This window comes from Marinimicrobium koreense (genome assembly GCF_003762925.1).
Lineage (GTDB): Bacteria > Pseudomonadota > Gammaproteobacteria > Pseudomonadales > Cellvibrionaceae > Marinimicrobium > Marinimicrobium koreense.
This window is the reverse complement of sequence record NZ_RJUK01000001.1, coordinates 589525-609434: the sequence shown is the minus strand read 5'-3', so window position 1 is coordinate 609434 and position 19910 is coordinate 589525. Positions and strand designations below refer to the sequence as shown.

General features: G+C 57.6%; 13 protein-coding genes. 2 read left to right on the top strand and 11 right to left on the bottom strand.

Translation table 11 applies throughout. The annotated features are described in order from the left end of the window. Positions 1–32: 32 nt before the first annotated feature. A complete protein-coding gene (locus EDC38_RS02620) occupies positions 33–1289 on the bottom strand; it encodes a sensor histidine kinase (RefSeq protein ID WP_123637205.1) in 1257 nt (418 codons plus the stop codon). A gap of 425 nt (positions 1290–1714) precedes the next feature. Here EDC38_RS02620 and EDC38_RS02615 point away from each other — a divergent pair, with 425 nt between their 5' ends. Further along, positions 1715–3022 carry a DEAD/DEAH box helicase gene (locus tag EDC38_RS02615; RefSeq protein ID WP_024459958.1) on the top strand — a complete coding sequence of 436 codons (1308 nt, stop codon included), beginning with the start codon at positions 1715–1717 and terminating at the stop codon, positions 3020–3022. Positions 3023–3135: 113 nt separating this feature from the next. Here EDC38_RS02615 and EDC38_RS02610 read toward each other — a convergent pair whose 3' ends face one another. Next, positions 3136–5928 (bottom strand): di-heme oxidoredictase family protein, encoded by a 2793-nt coding sequence (locus tag EDC38_RS02610; protein WP_123637204.1) that lies wholly within the window; start codon positions 5926–5928, stop codon positions 3136–3138. 321 nt (positions 5929–6249) lie between these two features. Between EDC38_RS02610 and EDC38_RS02605 the strand changes: the two genes are divergently transcribed. Next, positions 6250–7428, top strand: coding sequence for a helix-turn-helix domain-containing protein (locus tag EDC38_RS02605; RefSeq protein ID WP_123637203.1), 1179 nt, complete (start codon positions 6250–6252; stop codon positions 7426–7428). Positions 7429–7448: 20 nt separating this feature from the next. Here EDC38_RS02605 and EDC38_RS02600 read toward each other — a convergent pair whose 3' ends face one another. From EDC38_RS02600 to flgK, 9 genes are all read right to left on the bottom strand, one after another. Next, entirely contained in the window at positions 7449–8897 is a 1449-nt protein-coding gene (locus EDC38_RS02600) for a sigma-54 dependent transcriptional regulator (RefSeq protein WP_123637202.1), read from the bottom strand. A gap of 387 nt (positions 8898–9284) precedes the next feature. Beyond that, positions 9285–9560, bottom strand: coding sequence for a hypothetical protein (locus EDC38_RS02595; protein WP_123637201.1), 276 nt, complete (start codon positions 9558–9560; stop codon positions 9285–9287). 2 nt (positions 9561–9562) lie between these two features. Then, on the bottom strand, positions 9563–10003 hold the full coding sequence (gene fliS, locus EDC38_RS02590; protein ID WP_238559184.1) for a flagellar export chaperone FliS: 441 nt from the start codon (positions 10001–10003) through the stop codon (positions 9563–9565). Positions 10004–10184: 181 nt separating this feature from the next. After that, positions 10185–12215, bottom strand: a complete 2031-nt coding sequence (fliD, locus tag EDC38_RS02585; RefSeq protein WP_123637200.1) for a flagellar filament capping protein FliD — start codon at positions 12213–12215, stop codon at positions 10185–10187. A gap of 245 nt (positions 12216–12460) precedes the next feature. Beyond that, positions 12461–12760, bottom strand: a complete 300-nt coding sequence (locus EDC38_RS02580) for a flagellar protein FlaG (RefSeq protein ID WP_246004318.1) — start codon at positions 12758–12760, stop codon at positions 12461–12463. A 171-nt stretch (positions 12761–12931) separates the two neighbouring features. Beyond that, positions 12932–14674, bottom strand: a complete 1743-nt coding sequence (locus EDC38_RS02575; protein WP_123637198.1) for a flagellin N-terminal helical domain-containing protein — start codon at positions 14672–14674, stop codon at positions 12932–12934. Positions 14675–15163: 489 nt separating this feature from the next. Further along, a complete protein-coding gene (locus EDC38_RS02570; protein ID WP_123637197.1) occupies positions 15164–15490 on the bottom strand; it encodes a flagellar protein FliT in 327 nt (108 codons plus the stop codon). A 42-nt stretch (positions 15491–15532) separates the two neighbouring features. After that, positions 15533–17143 carry a flagellar hook-associated protein FlgL gene (gene flgL, locus EDC38_RS02565; RefSeq protein ID WP_123637196.1) on the bottom strand — a complete coding sequence of 537 codons (1611 nt, stop codon included), beginning with the start codon at positions 17141–17143 and terminating at the stop codon, positions 15533–15535. 14 nt (positions 17144–17157) lie between these two features. After that, positions 17158–19905 (bottom strand): flagellar hook-associated protein FlgK, encoded by a 2748-nt coding sequence (gene flgK / locus EDC38_RS02560; RefSeq protein ID WP_123637195.1) that lies wholly within the window; start codon positions 19903–19905, stop codon positions 17158–17160. Between the last annotated feature and the right edge of the window lie 5 nt (positions 19906–19910).

Sequence of the window (19910 nt, the reverse complement as noted above, 5' to 3'; positions counted from 1 at the left end):
GGTCGGGTTAGCGAAGCGTAACCCGACATTATCTAACTCCGCTGCAATGGCTGTGTCAGCGGCAACAACACGGTTGCACTGGTGCCCTGCCCCACCTCCGAGCGCAGATCAAAGGCACCGCCGTGCGCTCTCGCAACCGCCTGCACCACCGCCAACCCGAGACCGGTACCCTGGGATTTGGTGGTCACAAACAGGTCCCGCACCCGCGGCAACAATTCCGGATCAATACCCGGGCCTTTGTCAGTCAGATGAATCGCCAACCAGTGTTGCCCCTGCACCACTTCATGCTTGAAATTGATCAACAGCTCGGCGCCTTTACCGACCGCCTGAATGCTGTTGTTCGCCAGATTCTGCAAAGCACCAATCAGCGCTTCGCGATTGCAGCGCAGATGCACGTGGGCACAACTGTTCAACCACTGACAGTGACTGGCGGAGGTGTTCAGCGGCACTTCCAGTGCTTCCTCCAGGCCACTTTGCAGATCCTCAACGGTGACGTAATCATTCAGGGGCAGCTCGCCTTTCACGAACAGCAACATATCCTGAATCTGCCGCTCGATGTGATTGAGTCGGCTGGACAATTTGTCGGTAAATTCACCGCGACGTGACTCGTCCAGCTCACCGTTGCGCAGGTGCCCCGCATACAACATGGCGGTCGAGAGCGGCGTGCGAATCTGGTGGGCCAATGCGGACATCATTTTGCCCATAGCGGACAGCCGTTCGTGCCGACTGAGCTCGCTCTGTAACCGCCGGGTTTCGGTCAGGTCCGTCAGCAGAATGATCTGACCATCGACACCCAGATTGCGGGTCGCAATACGGATGCGTCGCCCATCCTGCAGCGACACTTCATGGCCATCATCGCTGCGCGGCTTGAACGAGCGCGCGATGACCTCCCGCCAGGGCATGCCCTCCAGCGGCTCACCCAGAAGGTCCACGGCCACCGGGTTAGCTTCAGTGACCCGCCCCGTGGAGTCGAGCACAATCACCCCGCCGGGCAGAAAATTGATCAGGTTATCGAGACGGTTGGCAATTTTTTCCTTTTCAACCTGAGCCTCACGGCGCTCTTTCTCGAGGCTGGACAGCTCACCGCTGAGCTCCGCCACCTTCCTCTCCAGCATTTCGTGAGAGGTCACCAACCGTTGGGACAGATCCTCAAACAGGTCAAAGCCCTGATCGCGAGCGCCACCTGTCGCTTCACTCCTGGGGCCTGACGTCGACGGACGCAGACTGACCACGTCAGCCCTTGCACGGGCGGCGGACTTCTCGGAAATGGTCGATGCACCCTCAGCCATGGGGCACTCCCTCTGTCATGTTACGGGTTTCTGGCGCGAGGCCGTTGCTTGATATCAGGTTTTGCAAGGAGGGTGCCAATCTGTTTTTCTTTTATTATTCAATAGGTTACAAACCTCAAATAAAACCCCAAGTCAATTTTCCGTCACCAAGCTCTCCGTCACCAATCTCTCCGTAGGGCGGATCGGTCCGACGGTTCGGAGCCGAAGGCGCATCCGCCGCAACCAAAACCAATGAAACGACAGCATCCACCTGACAGGACTTCTCGGATCGACCAAATCTACCGTGCGGTTCCCAAACAACTGTGTTATAGTCCGCACTTCGGCGTCCTTCGGTCGGCGTCGCTCTTCTCTGATACCTCATCATGGCTCACCCAGACCGTACCCACATTTGCTGGGCAGGGATCGGGCCACAGGAAACACATTTCATGACATTTGCTGAACTCGGCCTTCGCGCCGAACTCCTGCGTGCGCTTGACGACGCGGGCTACTCCGTACCTACGCCCATTCAGGCCAAAGCCATTCCCACCGTCCTCCAAGGCGGCGATCTGATGGCGGCCGCCCAGACCGGTACCGGTAAAACCGCCGGCTTTACCCTGCCGCTGCTGGAAAACATGAGTCGTAAGGACGTATCCGGCCAGAAGTATCGCCCGGTACGCGCGCTCATCCTGACGCCGACCCGCGAACTCGCCGCCCAGGTACACGACAGCGTGCGCACCTATGGCAAGCATCTTCCGCTGCGCTCCACCGTGGTTTTCGGTGGGGTGAGCATCAACCCCCAGATGATGACGCTGCGCAAAGGCGTGGACATTCTGGTGGCCACACCGGGCCGCCTTCTGGACCTGGTACAGCAGAACGCTCTGCAACTGGACCGGGTGGAAACCCTGGTATTGGACGAAGCGGACCGCATGCTGGATATGGGCTTTATTCACGACATCAAAAAAGTCCTGAAGCTGCTGCCCAAACAGAAACAGACCCTGCTGTTCTCCGCTACTTTCTCGGATGAAATCAAGCAACTGGCGGACAAGCTGCTGAACCAGCCCGAGCTGATCGAAGTCGCGCCGCGCAACACCACCGCCGAGCGCATCACCCAGCGGGTTCACCCGGTGGACCGCAATCGCAAGCGCGAGCTGTTGTCCTACCTTATTGGTGATGGTGACTGGAAGCAGGTGCTGGTATTCACCCGTACCAAACATGGCGCCAACCGCTTGACCGAGCAACTGCAGAATGACGGCATTACTGCGGCCGCCATTCACGGCAACAAGAGTCAGGGCGCACGTACCAAAGCACTGGCCGATTTCAAAAGCGGCAAGGTTCGCACTCTGGTCGCCACCGATATCGCCGCTCGCGGTATCGACATTGATCAGCTGCCCTACGTGGTGAACTACGAGCTGCCCAATGTGCCGGAAGATTACGTCCACCGCATCGGTCGCACCGGCCGTGCCGAGCGTGAGGGTGTGGCGGTTTCTCTGGTGTGTGTGGATGAGCACAACTTCATGCGCAACATTGAGAAGCTGATCAAAACCAACGTGGAAAAAGTTGTGGTCGACGGCTTTGAGCCGGACCCGAGTATTCGCCCGGAGCCCATTCAACTGGGTCGCCAGAACAATGGCGGCGGTCGGGGCCGAAGCGCCAAACCGGGCGGCAACCGTGCCCGCAACAGCGCGCCGTCCAGCGCCCGCAAGAATAGTAATGGCGGTCGACCAAATCAGAAAAGTCGCCAACGGCGAGCATAAAACGAAGAACTGAAAACGGCACCCTCGGGTGCCGTTTTTGTTTTACTGTTGAACCACCAAACCACCCGTAGGGCGGGTAAGCGCAACGCGCGCACCCGCCGCAAACGGATTTTTTATAAAGAATTCAGGAAGCTGATCAGATCCTGCTTATCCGACGCAGTCAGCGCCTGATACGCACTCTTCGCCGCCTGCCCTTCTCCACCGTGCCACAAAATCGCCTCCTCTACGGAACGGGCGCGACCGTCGTGCAGATAGCTGTGCTCCGGCGTGCAGACCTCGTTACCCTGACCACCTGTGGGGTTTTCCACACCGCCGGTCACACAGGCCGACAGACCCAGGCCCCACAAAGGCGGCGTGCGCCACTCAGACCCCGTGGCTTCACCTTCGCCCAGATTATCCGCCAGGCCCGGCCCCATATCGTGCAGCAACATGTCCGTATAGGGGTAAATGGTCTGATCGCGCAGCTCCGCCAACGGATGATACTCGCTGGTCTGGTAGCTGGGTGTATGGCATCCCGCACAGCCGACCGTATCGAACAGCTGTTCGCCATTCTGCACCGCCGGATCATCATAGTTGCGCTGCGGGCGAACACCCAGCAGGGCAATGTATTTCACCAGATCATCCAGATGCTCGTCGGCCAGTTCGCTGCCCGTACTGCCGCAGTCAGTCTGATTGGCCCCGCAATCCGGCTCCGGCAGCACCGAGGTCATCACACCCATATCGGTGTTGAAGGCGCTGACCAACTGGTGTTTGACGCTGACGGTACCCGCTTTCCAACCAAAGCGTCCGAGTCGGGTATCGCCGGTTTCCGGGTCCAGCACACGGTTGGGGCGACCGGAAATACCATCACCATCCGTATCATCAGGATCGGCCTGAGCCAGAATCGCGGATTCGGGAATGGCCTCGAGCAGACCAATACCCACAAGATTGGGCGCGATACGCGCGGAGAATCGGTCGGGCACCGCACCGCTAAACTGGTAGTTGGGTGAGCGCAGGCCGTTCTCTTCGGTCCAGTAAGCGATGGACACGGTGCCCTCGCTGGTTGCACCGTCGCTCGTCTCCGACTGCAGAACCCGCCCGAGGTCCGGGTCTGGAGAGCCGTCATCCGCCGCAACCTTAAAGGACCACTTATCCAGCGGTTCGCCCACCGGCGCCGGGGCCGCCCGACCATTGCGCTCATGACAACCGGCACAGCTGTCGTTGATGTAGTGAGGCCCTGCCAGGCCCACCATGTCGTTGAAGACGGGATTTTCAATCGGACGCTCGTCGTGGCGACCATCGTCAAAGGAGGTATGCAATACCCGCCGACCACGAACGAAGGGTTGACCATTGTCATAGCCCAGGTTGGTCGCCATCTGCATAAAATGGTTGTCCGTTTCACCCGAGGTCATTTCGTGAATGGTGGTATCACCACCCAACCAGGCGTGCTCCGGGATTTTGAAGGAGTCTTTCACGCCACCGAACGGGGTGGAGCCACCGACATCCCAAGGCACCAGCCCCTCGCCCACGATATAGAGGTAAGTGGTGCCGTAGTAGTTCGCACGGCCATTGGGCACGCTGGCATCCAGGAATTGACTGATCTCAAACTCCAGTTTGTCGCCGACCTGAATCGGACGGCCTTCACGGCAGTTATGGCTGCGCTCTTTGTAGTAATTCAGGTTGTCGACCACCACCATGGTGCCGTTGTCGCAATACTCGGCCACGGTACCCACACCCCGATAGAACCAGCGATTTTCGGCCTCGGTATTACTGAGCATAAACTCGGTGCGCACATTCATCCGCACGGTATCGCCGCCCTTTGCGACCTCGTCAATGATTTCAATGGCCGCAGTACGATCCTCCCAGTAAAAGCTCAGATAATGATCGTAGGCCTGGAAGTGATCTTCTTTGGCGTGACGGTCCCGGGCCCGATCCGCAAAGCGGGTAATCAGCGCGGTGTCGGTTTCGTACTGCACCACCGGCTCCAGGGTCGTGGTGGCGTCATACAGCGGCGTGATATCGCCCAGGCTGACCGATGAGCTGCTGGAACTGCTCTGGCTGACGCTGGAGCTTTCCGAGCTGCTCTGATCACTGCTTGAACTGGAGCTGCTTTCACTGCTGCTTGAACTCGGCTCGCTGCTACTGGAGCTGCTCGACGAGCTGCTGCTTCCCGTGCTGCCACTGAAGGTGTGGCTGATCCAACCGGTGCTGCGACCGACGCCGTTGGCGATCACCGTAAACGACGCGTTGACCACATCGCCGGGTAACAGGTTCGGCAGGTCGTAATACCAGCCATTGCTGTCCTGCTGCATCCGGACATTCTGCTGACCACCTCCATTCACCGTATAGTGAATGTCCACGATATCGCCCTCGCTGACGCGGGCTCGCAGGGTGGTGGCATCCAGCTCCTGAAAGCAGCCGTCGGCACAGCCGGTAGGCGCGGTTTGCGGCTCACTGCCGTACACCTCCAGTTCCCAGATGGAGTAGCCCCACTGGTTCCCCTGGCTGCGGGATATCCCGAAAATACGGACGTAACGATACTCACCGCTCACCGCCACCGTGTCGGTGCGATGCCCGAAGGTGCCACCGGTGCGGGTCGCCAGGGTGCTCCAGTTGGTGCCGTCATTGGAGCCACGGATTTCGTAGGTATCCGCATTAGCGGCTTCCCAGTGAATCACCACGTCGGACAGGTCATAGGCCTGGCCGAGATCAACCGTCAGATAGGACGGATCCGTTTGTGCCGCCGAGGCCCAGCGAGTGTTCATATCGCCATCCACGGCGTTGCTTGCCGGCAGATCCGCCGTACTCGCAGAAACAGCGGCGTTCCGGGCAAGTTCCGTGGTCTGGGCACTGAGCGATGTGCTCAGGAGCAGAAAAAGCAGGGCTCCCCCGAGGGTGAGGCGGTGTTTCAGAGAGTAGAGACGCATAATGTGGACCTCGCGCATGGCTATTATTGGTTATGGGTCTCACTTACCTTAGTCCCGACCGAGGACATCGTCGTCCCACTTTGTGGGCGTCCATGAAAGTGGCCTGTGCCGCTGAGAGCGCCCCGAAAACACTGACCCCCCCAGGAAAAATTCTTAGTATTTTCAAATGGTTACAAAGCAAAGTATCAACTTATTGGTCGATATTGACACCTTCGCTTTTGTGGACGGGTTCTCGGTTCTCCGCCGGGCGTATTGATCACCCCGGGCATTCTGTTTATTCTTTTTGTCAAAGCAATAACATCAAAGACGGTCAAACCCCGTATGGACGTACCGATTTTCAGCGTGAACGACACCGTTCTGGTGGTGGCCGTACTGGAGTGCCTGTTGTTGGGTGCTCTACTCCTGTTCATCACCCATATTCCGCTGCCTCAACGTCTTTTATTGTCCTTATTTTTGTTGTCCCTGGGCGTGGACTTCCTGGACACCCTGATCTACTGGGCAGAGCCGCTGAAAGCACACTGGCTGAGCGACCACCTGTACACCTTCTACGTTCTGAAGCCGCTCGGGTTGATAGCTGCGCCGGCGCTGTACCTGTACCTCAAGTCGATGCTGTTTTCGGACTTCAACTGGTGCCGACGACGACTCCTGCACTTCGCACCCGCACTGTTGATTGCCCTGCTTCTGCCCTTTTACCTTCTGATGCGCGATGAGGGGTTCTTCGCCCGGGCGAGGTATGACTATGAGGTGCTGTTCCACGATCTCCCGTTTCAGCTGTACCTGTTCTTCAAATACGGCCTCTACTTTACATACGGCCTGATCAGTTATCGGCTTTTGGCGACCTACCATCGGCACCTGGAGCAGGGCTACTCCAACCTGAAAAGCGTGGACCCCTGGTGGCTCCGGCTGCTGGTGATCGGCTTTCTGATTATCTGGAGTCTGTACCTGACGAGTTATCTGAGCCATCTGTTGTTTGAACATCGGGGAATGGCTAACCTGACCGGTGTGCTGGGCAACTACCTCAACGTCTTTTTCATTACATCGCTGGTGGTGTACAGCCTGACCCAGTCACAGACGTTTCACGGGGTCTCAGAAGCGCCAGCGCTCAACAGCGTTGCAATAGGGAATGAGGATGAACAGGCGTCCCTGGCTCAATCGATCCACCAGGTAATGCGAGAGCAGCAATTGTATCTGGACCCGGAGCTGAGCCTGGAGCGGCTCGCCAGTACCATGGGGTTATCCAGTAAGCTGGTGTCCAGCATCATCAATCGTCGGCTGAACAAGAACTTTTTTGAGTATGTAAACGATTTTCGCACCGAACGGGCGAAATCCATCATTGCTTCCGAGGATGGGCCCGACTCCATGATGCAGGTGATGGAGCAGTCGGGGTTCAACAGCAAATCCACTTTCAACCGCTGCTTCAAGCGCGCCACCGGCATGACCCCCAGCGAGTACCGGGAAAACATTCGCCGCAGCCCCGTAGGTCGGATTAGCGAAGCGTAATCCGACTCCCCTCATCTCATTCAACGTTGCAAATCATACTTCCGCATCTTCTCAACCAGGGTCGTGCGCCGAACACTCAACCGATCCGCAGCCCGGGCCACCACGCCACCGCAATCATTCAGGGCCTGCTGAATCAATTCACGCTCCATGTTGTTGATGTACTCGCGCAGGTCGATACCCTGCTCCGGCAACAGCGGCGTATCATTCATGCTGACATAACCCGCTTGACTGCTCAGAGCCTCCTGCTCGGTGGCTACACCAAAATCTTCCTCCACCACGTCCACGTGGCGGTATTTGACGGGAAGATCCTGAACGCCCACCACGCCGTAGGGGTGCATGATTGCCATGCGCTCCACCAGATTCGCCAGCTCGCGTACGTTGCCACTCCAGGGATGACGACACAGCGAGAGAATGGCAGCGGAATTGAAGCGGATGGATCCGCGCTCCTCGCTCTCCAGACGGGAGATCAGCTCATTGATCAGCAGCGGGATATCTTCCGAGCGATCTTTCAGAGCGGGTAATTCAATGGGGAAAACGTTCAGTCGATAGAACAGATCCTCGCGGAACCGGTCTTCGCTGATCATGGTTTCGAGGTCCCGGTGGGTCGCGGCAATCACCCGCACGTCGATACTGGTGGTCTTATTACTGCCCACCCGCTCGAAACAGCGCTCCTGCAGAACCCGAAGAATCTTCACCTGCATATTCAGGGGCATATCTCCAATTTCATCCAGAAACAGAGTGCCTCCCTCCGCCAGCTCAAACCGACCGGCCCGGGCATTGATGGCGCCAGTGAACGCCCCCTTTTCATGGCCAAACAGCTCGCTTTCCAGCAGTTCGGCGGGAATGGCGCCGCAGTTTACGGGAACAAAGGGCTTGTCGCGCCGAGGGGAGTTGTAGTGCAGATTGCGGGCCACCACTTCCTTACCGGTGCCCGATTCGCCGGTGATCAGCACCGACACGTCCTTATCTGCCACCTGGGCCATCATGTCCCTCACCTGCTGAATCTGCCGACTGGTACCCACCAGGCTGCGAAACAGGTGTACCGGGCGACGCGTAGGCTGGCGGCGGCTGGCCTGCTGAGCCTGGCGATAGAGCTGGGCGCGGTGCAGAGTGTCCAGCAACTGGTTGTAGGCAGGGGGTACGGTCATGCTGGCGATGATCATCCGAGCCAGCTCGGGCGAGGCGGACTCGGGCAGCGTACGCTCCTCCAGCATGATGACCGGCACGTCGTCCTGCCAGTCGCGGATTTCTTTCAACTGGGACTCAAGCTCCCGGGGCCTGGGCGTTTCGCCCAGAAACACCGCCATGACACCCCGCTCATCGGCGTCGTCGGCATCTTCATGAGCGGCCTGCCAGCCGGACCATCCAGTGGTGCTGACGGTCTTCCCCAAGAACTCCAGAATGACTCCGAGCTCCCTGCGCCGTTGTTCATTATCGTCTACAACCAGAACATTGGTGTTACTCCACATGCGAGTTGGCCCTTTATCCATTTTTCTAAACCGCTAGCCTTGTTAAACCAATAGCCGACGCCCCGACCGGAGTCAAATAATTGTCGATTCAGGATAGACGTCGGAAAACCGGGCGCCCCCAAGACAAGCGTCCGACAAACGTGAAACGTGTCACATAATTGGGGATTCTGGCAGGGATAGCCGCCGGGAGCAATCCCAAAACGGCCAGATTGACAAAAAAATGACGCAGAAAACGTCAAGAAGAAGAACAGTACCAAGCTCTGCGTAGGGCGGATAAGCCAAAGGCGCATCCGCCGTAACCCAACGTAACTAAGCCCCGTAGGGTGGATAAGCCGCAAAGCGGTGTCATCCACCAAGACACTATCCACCAAAAGTGATCTGAGCCCACTACAACGCCAGCTTCAAAACCTCCTCCTGGCACTGCTCAATCAAATTCGCATAAACGCCCTTCAACTCACTCAATGCCCGGACCAAGGCCGTCCCATCGCCACCGTTGGCCGCGATTACCCGCTCAACCAACCCGGCACAGGCCCGATCCAGCTCACGGACCGTCCACCAATCCTCAGCCTGAAGGGCCTGCACCAGCTCATTGCGCAAATGGCGCACCTGCTCTACCCCGGCATCGCCTCGATAATCCGGGCTGGGAACCGCTGACAGCGCCATGATTATCGAGCCTGATCGGCAATACCATCCCAGGCGGACTTGAGCTCGCCCAGAAGGCGGCCGCACTCGTCCAGCCGCTCCAGACTGTTCTTGTAGTTGGCCTCGGTCAGGGCGCGGATGATGTAATCGTAGAGATCATCCAGATTTTCCGAGAGCTGGCCGCCTTCCTTATCATTCAGGCTGCCCTGCAGGCCCGCCACAATGTTGATGGCCTTGCCGATCAGCTCGCCTTTGCGGGCCACCTGATTCTGCTGCATCGCACCCTTGGCCTGAGCGATACGCTCCAGGGCCCCTTCGAACAACATCTGGATCAGGCGGTGGGGAGAGGCGTCCATAGCGCTGGACTGGACTTTCATGGAAGAGTAATTCTGTGCCGCACGAGCGTAGGCGTTCATACCGGTTCCCCGTTCTTGGTTGTCGTCATCATCGGTGGTTTTTACCATCGGACTAACCTTTATTGCGGCTGTGGAGGGGGAAACTTTAGCTGATTTTGGTGGGGCGTTTTATGGTTCGGGAACGGCGGATGCGCTTCGCTTATCCGCCCTACGCGTGTTTATACCGCTGCGCTCAGCCATAGGGCGGATAAGGCTGAAGGCCGCATCCGCCGCAACTCAACTCAACTGCTTACCGCGGCGGCGCGGTAAACGGCAAGCGGTCGTTGATGCCTTCCAGGAAGTCCCCGGTGCTGTTCAGACTCCGGACAATCTGCTCCATGGCACGGAACTGGGCTTCCTGTCGTGCCCGGAAGGCCTCGCTGCGCCGGTCCAACGCCTCACGGGCATCGGCAATATCACTCTTGTCTTCCCGAAGGTTGGTTTCCCGCTGGGAAATCAACCCGGAGTTGCGTACGTAGGAATCCACGATACCGGTCAGCATACCGCCCAGCCCCCGGGAAAACCCGACGGTGGCCGAAGTCGCACCGGGCGCAATGGTCATACTCAAGCCCTCGGCGGGTGAACCAATCGCCGGGCGCAGAACATTGCCAAACCCGAACGCGGCTTCGCCATCCACAGTGCCTGCCACATCCTGCCCGGCGGTTCCGACACCGACCGCAACCCCGAGATCGGCCATGTCAGCGCCCACAGCGGTAAACTCCACATTGCTGATCGCACCGTAGCTATCGGACTGGAACTCCAGTGCACCGGTGGTGGTGTTATAGCTGACATTGACCTTGGCGAATCCGTCTTTAAGCGTGGAGTCCGCATTGATCAACGTCTGAAAATCTTCGGCCAGCTCCGCTCCGGAAGCGTAGGTTTTCCCATCTGGCAGAGTAATGGTCGCCGACTGCTTGCCATCCACCTTGACCGCAAAACTGTAATCCTTGCCGGTGGTATCGAGCGGAAACGCCAACGCCACCGGATCGGCGGTCAGTATCCCCTTGGTCGCTTCCTGGGTGATTTCAACGGCATAGCTGCCCGGCTGTGTCCGGCTGCCGAATGCCGTTACGTTGACTTTTGAGTCGCTGGATTCGGTATTCGGGACAAACAGATTCCGGACCTGCTCAAAATTGTTGCTTATCGTCTCATCGAAATCCGTGGCTTCGCCGTCATCGGCAATTTCCAGGGTGCCATCGATCTTCGTCCGAATGCCAATGGTGGCGAGCGAGTTGAAGTCACTGTCGATACCGGGCATGGCACTACCGATCATGCTGCGAATAGTCCGTAACATGTTGCCGGCCAGGGGATCATTGCTCAGGCTGCCCTTTCCATCTTCGCCCTCGTCTCTGGAGATCAGACGATTGGTTTCGGTGTAAAAGGTATTGTAGGCATCCACAAAGTCGCGAATGGCCTGCTCCGCCAGACTGCGATCCTCAGTGACGTTGATACTGATTTCTTCAGTGGCGCTGCTGTTGAACAGTTCGAACTCGACGCCTTCAATCACGTCTGTGATCACATTGCTGTTCCGGGTCACCTGAAGACCATTCACCCGTACGATTGCGTCCAGCCCTTCCTGTTGCTGGGCGAAATTCTGGGCAGACTCGTTGAAGGTGAAGTTCGCAAGGCCGGGGCTGGCTCCCTCAGTGGCGGTAATTTCCAGCTCCCGAGTTGCGCCGGTCGGACCGGTCAACAGCAATTGATAACTACCTTCCTGTCCGACAATACTGGCCTGAACGCCAATTTCCGAATCATTGATGGCATCGCGCAACCCGGACAGACTGTTGTTGCTCTGATCAATCTCAATGGTCGCACCCGTTGCATCGGCATCCGCCGTAAAGGTGCTCAAATCCGATGCCCAATCGCCAAAGCGAATGGTCAGGCTGCCCTCGCCCACCGCAGAGTCGAGACTGGCGTAAGTGCCTGACGCCAATGACTGTGACTGAGCCACCTGCTCCACTTTGATCCGGTAATTACCCGGCACCGCTTCGGGGTTCAGCTTGTTGACCGCCATCAGGGACGTATCGGAAATGGAGGCCTGTTTGGCGTCGAAGGTATCCGCGTTGGCCAGCGGCGTCATGGCGCCCTCAAGCTCATCCACGGCGCTGCGCAGCAGGCCCAGACCGGAGATCTGAGCCTCAATGCGCTCCTCGCGTTGATCCAGGCGGCGATCCTCGGGAAGTCGCTCCAGCTCCACCAACTGATCGACAATGTTCTGGGTGTCGATCCCCGAACCACTGCCCAGTTGATTGATGATATTGCTGCCTACGCGTTCGACCATAACCTGAATACCCTGATTTGACGGTTAAGACACTCAACCGGTCTGTACGGCGGACATTGACCGCGTTCTCTAACGGCTATCGGCCGCTTTTGGTTAAACTTTAGCCTGATCAGACTAACTCTTCCAGCCGCTGTGAGCTTCGTCACAACATTGACCGGCGAGTTCCGGGACGCAGAGCCCCACAAAAGAAAAAGGGCGCCCTTGTGAGGCGCCCTTTTTCGTTTTTACAGTCTGATTACAGCCCGTTAAGCCTGCTCACTGAAAAAATGCACCGGCTCATCAACACTCAAGTTTCGTGCCAGCTCAAGAAAGGTTTCGTCCGGAATCTGACGAATCACTTCCTCGGTTTGCCGATCGAGCACTTTGACAACGGTTTCCCCGGAAGCCTCATCAACACTGAAGCGCAGATCACGCTGGGTTGCCTGGATGTATTCATTCATCTGGGCGACCGCGTCGCGAACATTGTCCGCCATCTGAGCCTGTCGCTCACTCTGCTTCTCAGCATAAGAGCGTTTGGCCGGTTCCAACGAAACAGAGGGCGGCAATGACTTGCCTCCCTCTTTTGCCGCTTGACGGGTAGTATCAGGTGAAGCTTGCCGACCGCCCCTCACTCCGTAGAGCTCTGGGCGGGCATTGCTGTTTAAGGTCGTCACTTCACTCATGTCATATCCCTCTCAAGGGGGCCCCCGGTATTACCCGGAGGCCGACTCTGCCGATTACTGCAGCAGCGACAGTACCTGCTGAGGACGGGCGTTGGCCTGGGCCAGCATCGCCTGGGCGGCCTGCTGGAGTACCTGTGCCTTACTCAGGTTGGCGGTTTCTGCCGCGAAGTCCGCATCGGTGATCCGTGAACGGGCTGCGGAGGTTTTCTCGGCCACGTTAGTCAGGTTCGATACGGTGAAGTCCAGACGGTTGTTGACCGCACCGAGGTCTGCACGGGTAGCGCCTACCTGTTCGATGGCCTTGTCGATGATGCCGATTGCACGCTGGGCCCCATCGAAGCTGGAGATGTCAACGCTAGCAACCGAGCCAGTGCCTTGGGAAGCATTACGCTCCTGCAGGCCGGTCAACGCCAGTACATCAGCTGCCACAGCAGACTCGCCATACTCAATAGAGATTTCCTCTCCACTGGCAGAGCGCAGGGCGATTTGGCTACTGCCCGCATCGAAAGCAACCACACCTGTTTCACTGGATTTCTCGTTAATCTCATCGATCACCAAGCCTTGGGTAGTAGCAATATCAGTGTCGAACTCAACGCCGTCAATTGCCACACCGTTAATGATCAGATCACCGTCTTCCATAGTCTCAGTGGTCGCATCAACCGCACTGCCCACCAAGTTACCGTTCGCATCGTTAATATTGATGCCCAATGCTTCGTTCTCCGCAGCCGCATTGCCAGCTCCTGCTTCAATGGTGATGCCGCGCTTGTCAGGACTGGTGTCGTTCAGCACCAACGAGAAATTGGTCTGCCCACCGTTGGTGGTATCATCCAAGCCCGTCGCTTCATTGTTGGTTGTGCTGTCAGTGACGGTAATAGACGTTGCACCTTCGGAATTCAGAACCAGTTTTCCGTTATCATCCAGAGTTGCTTCTACGCCGGTTTCATCGTTGATCTTGGCTACCAGTTCATCCATGCTGTTGGTGCCGCTGATAACATAGCTCTGTGAGTTATTATCGCCATCCACAACGGCAATCGTGAGGGTATCGGTACCGGCTCTAAGAATCCCCGAACCGCTATTATCGGCAGTCACTTCTACCTGGGCGGATGCTTCAGCGCCTTTACCATCAAGATCACTATTTATGATAGCCAACGCTTCATTCAGGGTAGCAGCGCCGGACAGATCGCTGATCGCGGTATCGTTGATGATGTATTCATCACCACCAGCGAGAGCGGTAAGATCAGCCAAGCCGTTGGCAGTCGCTTCACCCACGATGTCGCCGGTAGCTCCACCCAGAGAACTGGTGCTGAAAGAGCCTACAGACACCGAAATGGTCTGGTTCTGCTCAGAACCAACCTGCAACAGGGTATTATTCAGGCTGCCATCCAGGAGGGCCTGTCCATTGAAAGTAGTTTCCTCGGCGATACGGTTCAGCTCGGTCTTGAGCTGCTGAACTTCGGCGTTCAGGGTGCTACGGTCGCTGTCAGAGTAGATGCCGTTGGCAGACTGCACGGCCAGCTCACGCATCCGCTGCAGAATGTTGGTACCTTCCTGCAGAGCACCTTCGGCGGTCTGAATCATGGAAATACCGTCGTTGGCGTTACGCACGGCCTGGTTCAGACCGCGAACCTGTGAGGTCATACGGTTGGAAATCGCCAGACCGGCGGCGTCGTCTTTGGCGGAGTTGATGCGATTACCGGATGCCAGGCGCTCGGTAGCTTGGTCCAGTTGCTGACCAGACTGCATCAGCTGACGCTGAGTGTTCAGTGAGGCCACATTGGTGTTGATTACTAGAGCCATGATGGATCTCCTAAGTTGTTTTGTTCACAGGCTTTACCAGCCGTGGATCATTCGGACAGTGAAGCCCGGAACAGTCGGTCACCAGGTCTTCTGTAAAGGTTATCGACCCATCATGGGGGAGCTTTAGGGGAAATTTGGATTTTTTGCGCCAAACCGGCTTGATTTTCAGTTTTTCTTTTATTTTCAATGAGTTAAGAAAGCCACAACCCTCAAGTAGGTTGGATTAGCGAAGCGTAATCCAACAAATAACCTCCAATATCCATCATTACCACCCAAATTGTCGGATTACGCGCTTCGCGCTAATACGACCTACGAGCCTAATCCGGCCTACAGGAGGGCTTTTTGGAGCAGTTTGGAACAGAGGAGGCGCCGCACGCTTGGGTTACGGCGGATGCGCCTTCGGCTCATCCGCCCTACGCGGGTCTATACCGCTGCGCTCGGCCGTAGGGCGGATAAGCCGAAGGCGCATCCGCCGTAACCACCCGTCAATCAGGGTTTGTAGGCCTTGATGGCCTTGTCCTGGTGGTTTTGCTGCTTGAGCTGGGCGGCGATGTCCGCCTTGGTGGCCTCGGCCAGGTGGGTGATTTCGTCGTTGAGGGTCTGGATGTCGGCAATCTCCTCTCGCATGCTGTCCGCAAGCCCCGCCTCCGCGACCCTGATCAGAAACTGGTTGTCATTGATGGCTTCAATCAAGCGCTCCCGCTCCGCCGCCTTCGCCTCAAATGCCTGCCACTCATTGGCTCTGGCCAGCTCCAACAGCGCTTCGGTGAAGGCGTGGAACTGGCGTAGCGGTTTCAGCGTATCGGTATCACTCATAACAACAGGGTCTCGTGACCGGTGTTCTGGCCTGAATCAGGGTTACAGATAATTGAACAGCGACAACCCACTGACTTTCGCAAAGGTCTGCTGGGCGGCGCTGAGTACCAGACTCTCCATCTGCAGCCGGGTGGAGGCTTCAGCGTAGTCCAGGTCCTGGATATCGGCAAGCACCTCCTCGCTGTGTAGCTTGGTATCTGCCAGGAGATCACGGGTGGACTCCAGGGTGTTGAGCCGGGCCCCCAGGTCCCCCTGAGCAGCCGTCAGGTGGGTCATGCCATTATCGAGGTTGGTCAGGGTCTGACCAATAATGTTACTGAGTTCCGCCTTACTCTCCGGATTACTTTCAACGTTCTTCATTGCCTCACTCAGCCGGGAAAGCGTGGTCAGTAGCCCCTGTTTGTTACTGGAGGTGATCAGAAAGCTGTCGCCGGGCTCGGCCAGCTCGCCATCGGTCGACGTGGTGCCGTCATTCTGAGTGGCGACCCCGAACACGCTGTCAGTGTTGGCGGTGCCATTGCGCACAGTCAGGTTCTGGCCGCTGGGAACGCTGAGCCCGTTGGCGTCCACGACTACACCCAGATTGGCCAGCCGCTCGGCGTTGCGATCCGCGCCACTGCCCGCCGTCACCTCCGCGGTACTACTCAGGGCGGCAGCCAGATCGGCCGCATTGTTGATCGGCCGATCCAACACCAGTGTTTCGGACTTGCCACCCACGGTCAGGGTCACCGTCTCCGGGGCGCCGGTAAAATCGACAGGCGTGACCGCCCCGAAATCGATAGTGCCAGGAGTCGCCGCCTCTCCAGCATAGGGCTGGCCGGAGATTCGCACCCGCACGCCATTGATTTCAATGGCTTCGCCCTGCTCATAGGCGGCATTGGCCACCAGCACCCGTCCTTTGTCATCAGTGATGGTGTAGTTGGCCGCTGGTGGATTGACCGACTCCGGGGCATTGAAGGTGATTTTCATGTCCCGGGGGTAAAACTCGTCGTAGGCCTCCTGGTCAACGATTTCACCGACATTGATCCGCGCCGGAGGGACCGCCCGGTTGGCTTCACTCGGGCGGGTGTTCATGGTGTTGTGTCCACTGGGCACATCCACAAACAGCGCCTTGCCCGAGTCACTTACCGGAACGGAGCCCGTTTCGGAAATCTGGATGCGCATCTGCCCTTCGTCACCGTGATAGGAGAAATTGCCTCCACCATCCTCGGTAAAGGGTTGGGTATCGCCCTGATGACCCGAGAAAATGTACTGGCCCGACGCATTGCGGGTATTCTGTAGATTGATCAGCTCGCCGATCCGGCTGTCCACTTCGGCCGCAATGGACTGGTAATCCGTCGGTGTCATTACCCCGGTGTTACCGGCGCGAACCGCCAGTTCTTTCATGCGCTGCATGAGCGTGACGATAGACTGAATCGCCACCTCTTCCTGCTCCAGACTGTTCTCGGCCGCGTTGACGTTTTTCTCGTATTGCTCAATCCGCCCCAACTGCTGATTCAATCTCAAAATGCTGGTAGCCGCGACCGGGTCGTCCGCCGGACTGAGCACCCGCTTGCCGGTACTGATCTGCTCGCTGGTTTTGTTCACAGCCGACTGGGCATCGCGCATACCAATGTCGGCAATACTGTAGATTTGTGAGGTGGACACACGCATGATCAGCGCCTCAATCAGATAGAGTTTAACAGTGTGTCAAACAGGTCCCGGGCGATGGAGATGACCCGGGAGTTGGCGTTGTACGCCTGCTCAAACTTGATCAGGTTGGCGGCCTCTTCATCCAGGTTGACGCCACTGATGCTATCGCGCATGGACTGGGTCTGCTCCATCAGGCTTTCCGCCGCCTGACTGTTGCTACGCGCCGAAGCGCTCTCGGTACCCACCTGCTCGACCAGACGTCCGTAGGCATCGCTCAGGCCAAGTTTGCCGTCGCCCATGACTTTGGCGGTTTCCAGCGCAGCCATGGCCAGGGCGTTACGGTTGTCATTACTGGAATCGCTATTGAAGTCCAGGGTAAAGGTATCGCCCGCTTTGGGCTGACCTTTAATGCTGGCCTGGTAGCCCAGAAAGGAGGACTGGGCGAAATCCGCCGCTTCACTGTCACCGAACAGCTGACTGTCCGTGGGCGCGGTCTGCAGCGACACGCCCTCGGCCAGGGTCAGATCCACCCGGCCGCCCACCGTCACTGTGGACTGGTTACCCGCGCCCTGCCCCGTGAGTCGGACATTCGGGTTGCCGGTGCTGTCATTCACGCTCAGTTGATTCTGGGTGGCATTATCAGCCTGCAGGCGGACGTCGACATCCACACCAGAGGACGCCACCATGCGCAGCTCCAACTCACCGGTGACCGGGTTGGCCCCGGCTTCGGCGCGGAAGCCAAGCGCCTGCAGGTTGGGGTTGGCATTGATCTGTTCAGCCAGGTATTCCTGAAATTCATCCGGGTCTGTCTGAGGATTGGGTACCGTCGGGGCGAGATTCCCGCCCTGATACTCCAGAAGGTCTTCACCGTTAATGGTAATCTGAAGCGGTGAACTGAAATCCTCGATACTGATATCGGTCAAGGTCGCCTGGGTATAGGCATTGGCGGACACACCGGGTACCCGGCTCAGTTGATCGGCGATATTGGCGGCAGATGCGTTGGGGTTGGTCACCACATTCTGGGTTGTGGTTGCACCGGTGCTCGGGTCGGTCACCCGGAAGCGCATCTGCTCCACCGGGTAGCCGTTATTCTGCGCAGGGCCACCCACAGCAACCACCTGAGCGCCGCGTCCATCCGGCAACCCAAGACGGCTCCCCTCCCCTATGACCCGGGTTTCGCCCGGATCGGTCGTAAAGAGGGCGTTATCCTGACCGGGTACAAAACGCTGCTCGCGTATGGGCGGTTCAAGGTGTTTCGGGTTGGCCGGGTCGGAGTTTTCCAGAATGTCGTAGGTAGTCTCCGACGTGAAGCGCACGATCACCGGCGGCGACAATTGTCCTTCGGTGGCAAAGGTCGGCAATACTTCGCCGTCCAGTCCGACCTTACTGAGAACCTGCCCCTGACTGATGCTACCGGAACCTTCATTGCCACTGTCCGACCCGGTACGCACCGGTGAGGCGAACGCCAGGTCCTCAGGGCGACTGAGCAGGGTTTCAACATAGCGGGCGGCATCCGTCGTCGGCTGGATGGTGAAGCTGTCACCGCCCTGGAACGAGCCTCCTTCCAGAGTGACCGACAGACCATCAAATGACAGCGTCTCCGGATAACTGCCCGTGAGCATGCCCTGCTGAATCACCTTGTCGTCATTCAGGCGGGTGATGACATAGTTGTTAGTATTCTCGAGAATCTGGAAGCGGTAATCACTGGTCGTCAGTTGCCCCACATCATCAATGGTGACAGACAGACGACGATCATCCGGCCCGGCATTGTTGCCCGCGACCACCCGATTACTGATCAGGTCGTCCGAGTTGATGTCTTTGAACAGGCGCTGACCGTAATCACCATCGAGGTCCAGCCCCTGTTGCTGCTGTTCATTGAAGGTGTCGGATAACACCAGTGCAATGCGCCCGAGTTCGTTTTTGGCGGTGTGCAAGATGCCATCACGGAAATCCACCAATCCACCGAGCTGGCCGCCGTTAAGAAGCCCCGTGACATCGTGGGTGCGCGTGCCCTGGCTGAGTTTGATTTCACCGGCATTGGTAACCTGAAAGCGATTTACCGTCGACCCCACCACCAGTGCCTGCCCTTCTCCCATAAACACACTGACATGCCCATTACCCTGGGGCACAACACTGATACCGACCAGTTCGGACAACTTACGTAAGGTCTCGTCCCGCTGATCCATCAGATCATTGGGGTCATTGCCTGTGCCGGGAAGCGCTTTGTCAGCAATGGACTGGTTGAGATCCGCCACATTCTGAGCCAGATCATTGATCTGTTGGGTGACCGCATCAATTTCCCGAATCACATTGCGTTCGATATCCGCCAGACGATCATAAAGCGTATTGAAACGGGTACTCAGACTGTCCGCCTCGGTAATCATCAACTGCCGTGCGGGGGATGAGGAGGGGTCATCGGCGGCGTTCTGCACCGAGGCGAAAAAGGCCTTCAGGCCGCCAGCGAGACCGGTGGACTCGTCCGCAAACAACTTGTCGATTTTCTCGAGGTTGCTGTTGTATTTGTCGAGAGAATGGAAGTTGGTGGTATCCGTGCGCAGCTGACTGATTACGAACTGATCCACAATGCGTGTGATTGACTGGGTTGTAGCGCCCGTACCCACATAGCCCGCGTTACCCAGACGTTGTTCCGGGCGAGTGATATCTTCGGTCCGCTGCCGACTGTAGCCATCGGTATTGGCGTTGCTGATGTTATGGCCCGCCGTGCGCATGGCTGCCTGGCTGACGCGCAGACCGGAGATGGCGGTATTCAGTATTCCGGACATGGTGG

What these genes read in the sequence shown, in the direction of transcription:
- EDC38_RS02615 (WP_024459958.1), top strand. Translation starts at nt 1,715, where the DNA reads ATGACATTTGCTGAACTCGGCCTTCGCGCCGAACTCCTGCGTGCGCTT.
- EDC38_RS02600 (WP_123637202.1), bottom strand. Translation starts at nt 8,897, where the DNA reads ATGTGGAGTAACACCAATGTTCTGGTTGTAGACGATAATGAACAACGG.
- EDC38_RS02575 (WP_123637198.1), bottom strand. Translation starts at nt 14,674, where the DNA reads ATGGCTCTAGTAATCAACACCAATGTGGCCTCACTGAACACTCAGCGT.
- flgK (WP_123637195.1), bottom strand. Translation starts at nt 19,905, where the DNA reads ATGTCCGGAATACTGAATACCGCCATCTCCGGTCTGCGCGTCAGCCAG.
- EDC38_RS02610 (WP_123637204.1), bottom strand. Translation starts at nt 5,928, where the DNA reads ATGCGTCTCTACTCTCTGAAACACCGCCTCACCCTCGGGGGAGCCCTG.
- EDC38_RS02605 (WP_123637203.1), top strand. Translation starts at nt 6,250, where the DNA reads ATGGACGTACCGATTTTCAGCGTGAACGACACCGTTCTGGTGGTGGCC.
- fliS (WP_238559184.1), bottom strand. Translation starts at nt 10,003, where the DNA reads ATGGTAAAAACCACCGATGATGACGACAACCAAGAACGGGGAACCGGT.
- EDC38_RS02595 (WP_123637201.1), bottom strand. Translation starts at nt 9,560, where the DNA reads ATGGCGCTGTCAGCGGTTCCCAGCCCGGATTATCGAGGCGATGCCGGG.
- flgL (WP_123637196.1), bottom strand. Translation starts at nt 17,143, where the DNA reads ATGCGTGTGTCCACCTCACAAATCTACAGTATTGCCGACATTGGTATG.
- EDC38_RS02620 (WP_123637205.1), bottom strand. Translation starts at nt 1,289, where the DNA reads ATGGCTGAGGGTGCATCGACCATTTCCGAGAAGTCCGCCGCCCGTGCA.
- fliD (WP_123637200.1), bottom strand. Translation starts at nt 12,215, where the DNA reads ATGGTCGAACGCGTAGGCAGCAATATCATCAATCAACTGGGCAGTGGT.
- EDC38_RS02570 (WP_123637197.1), bottom strand. Translation starts at nt 15,490, where the DNA reads ATGAGTGATACCGATACGCTGAAACCGCTACGCCAGTTCCACGCCTTC.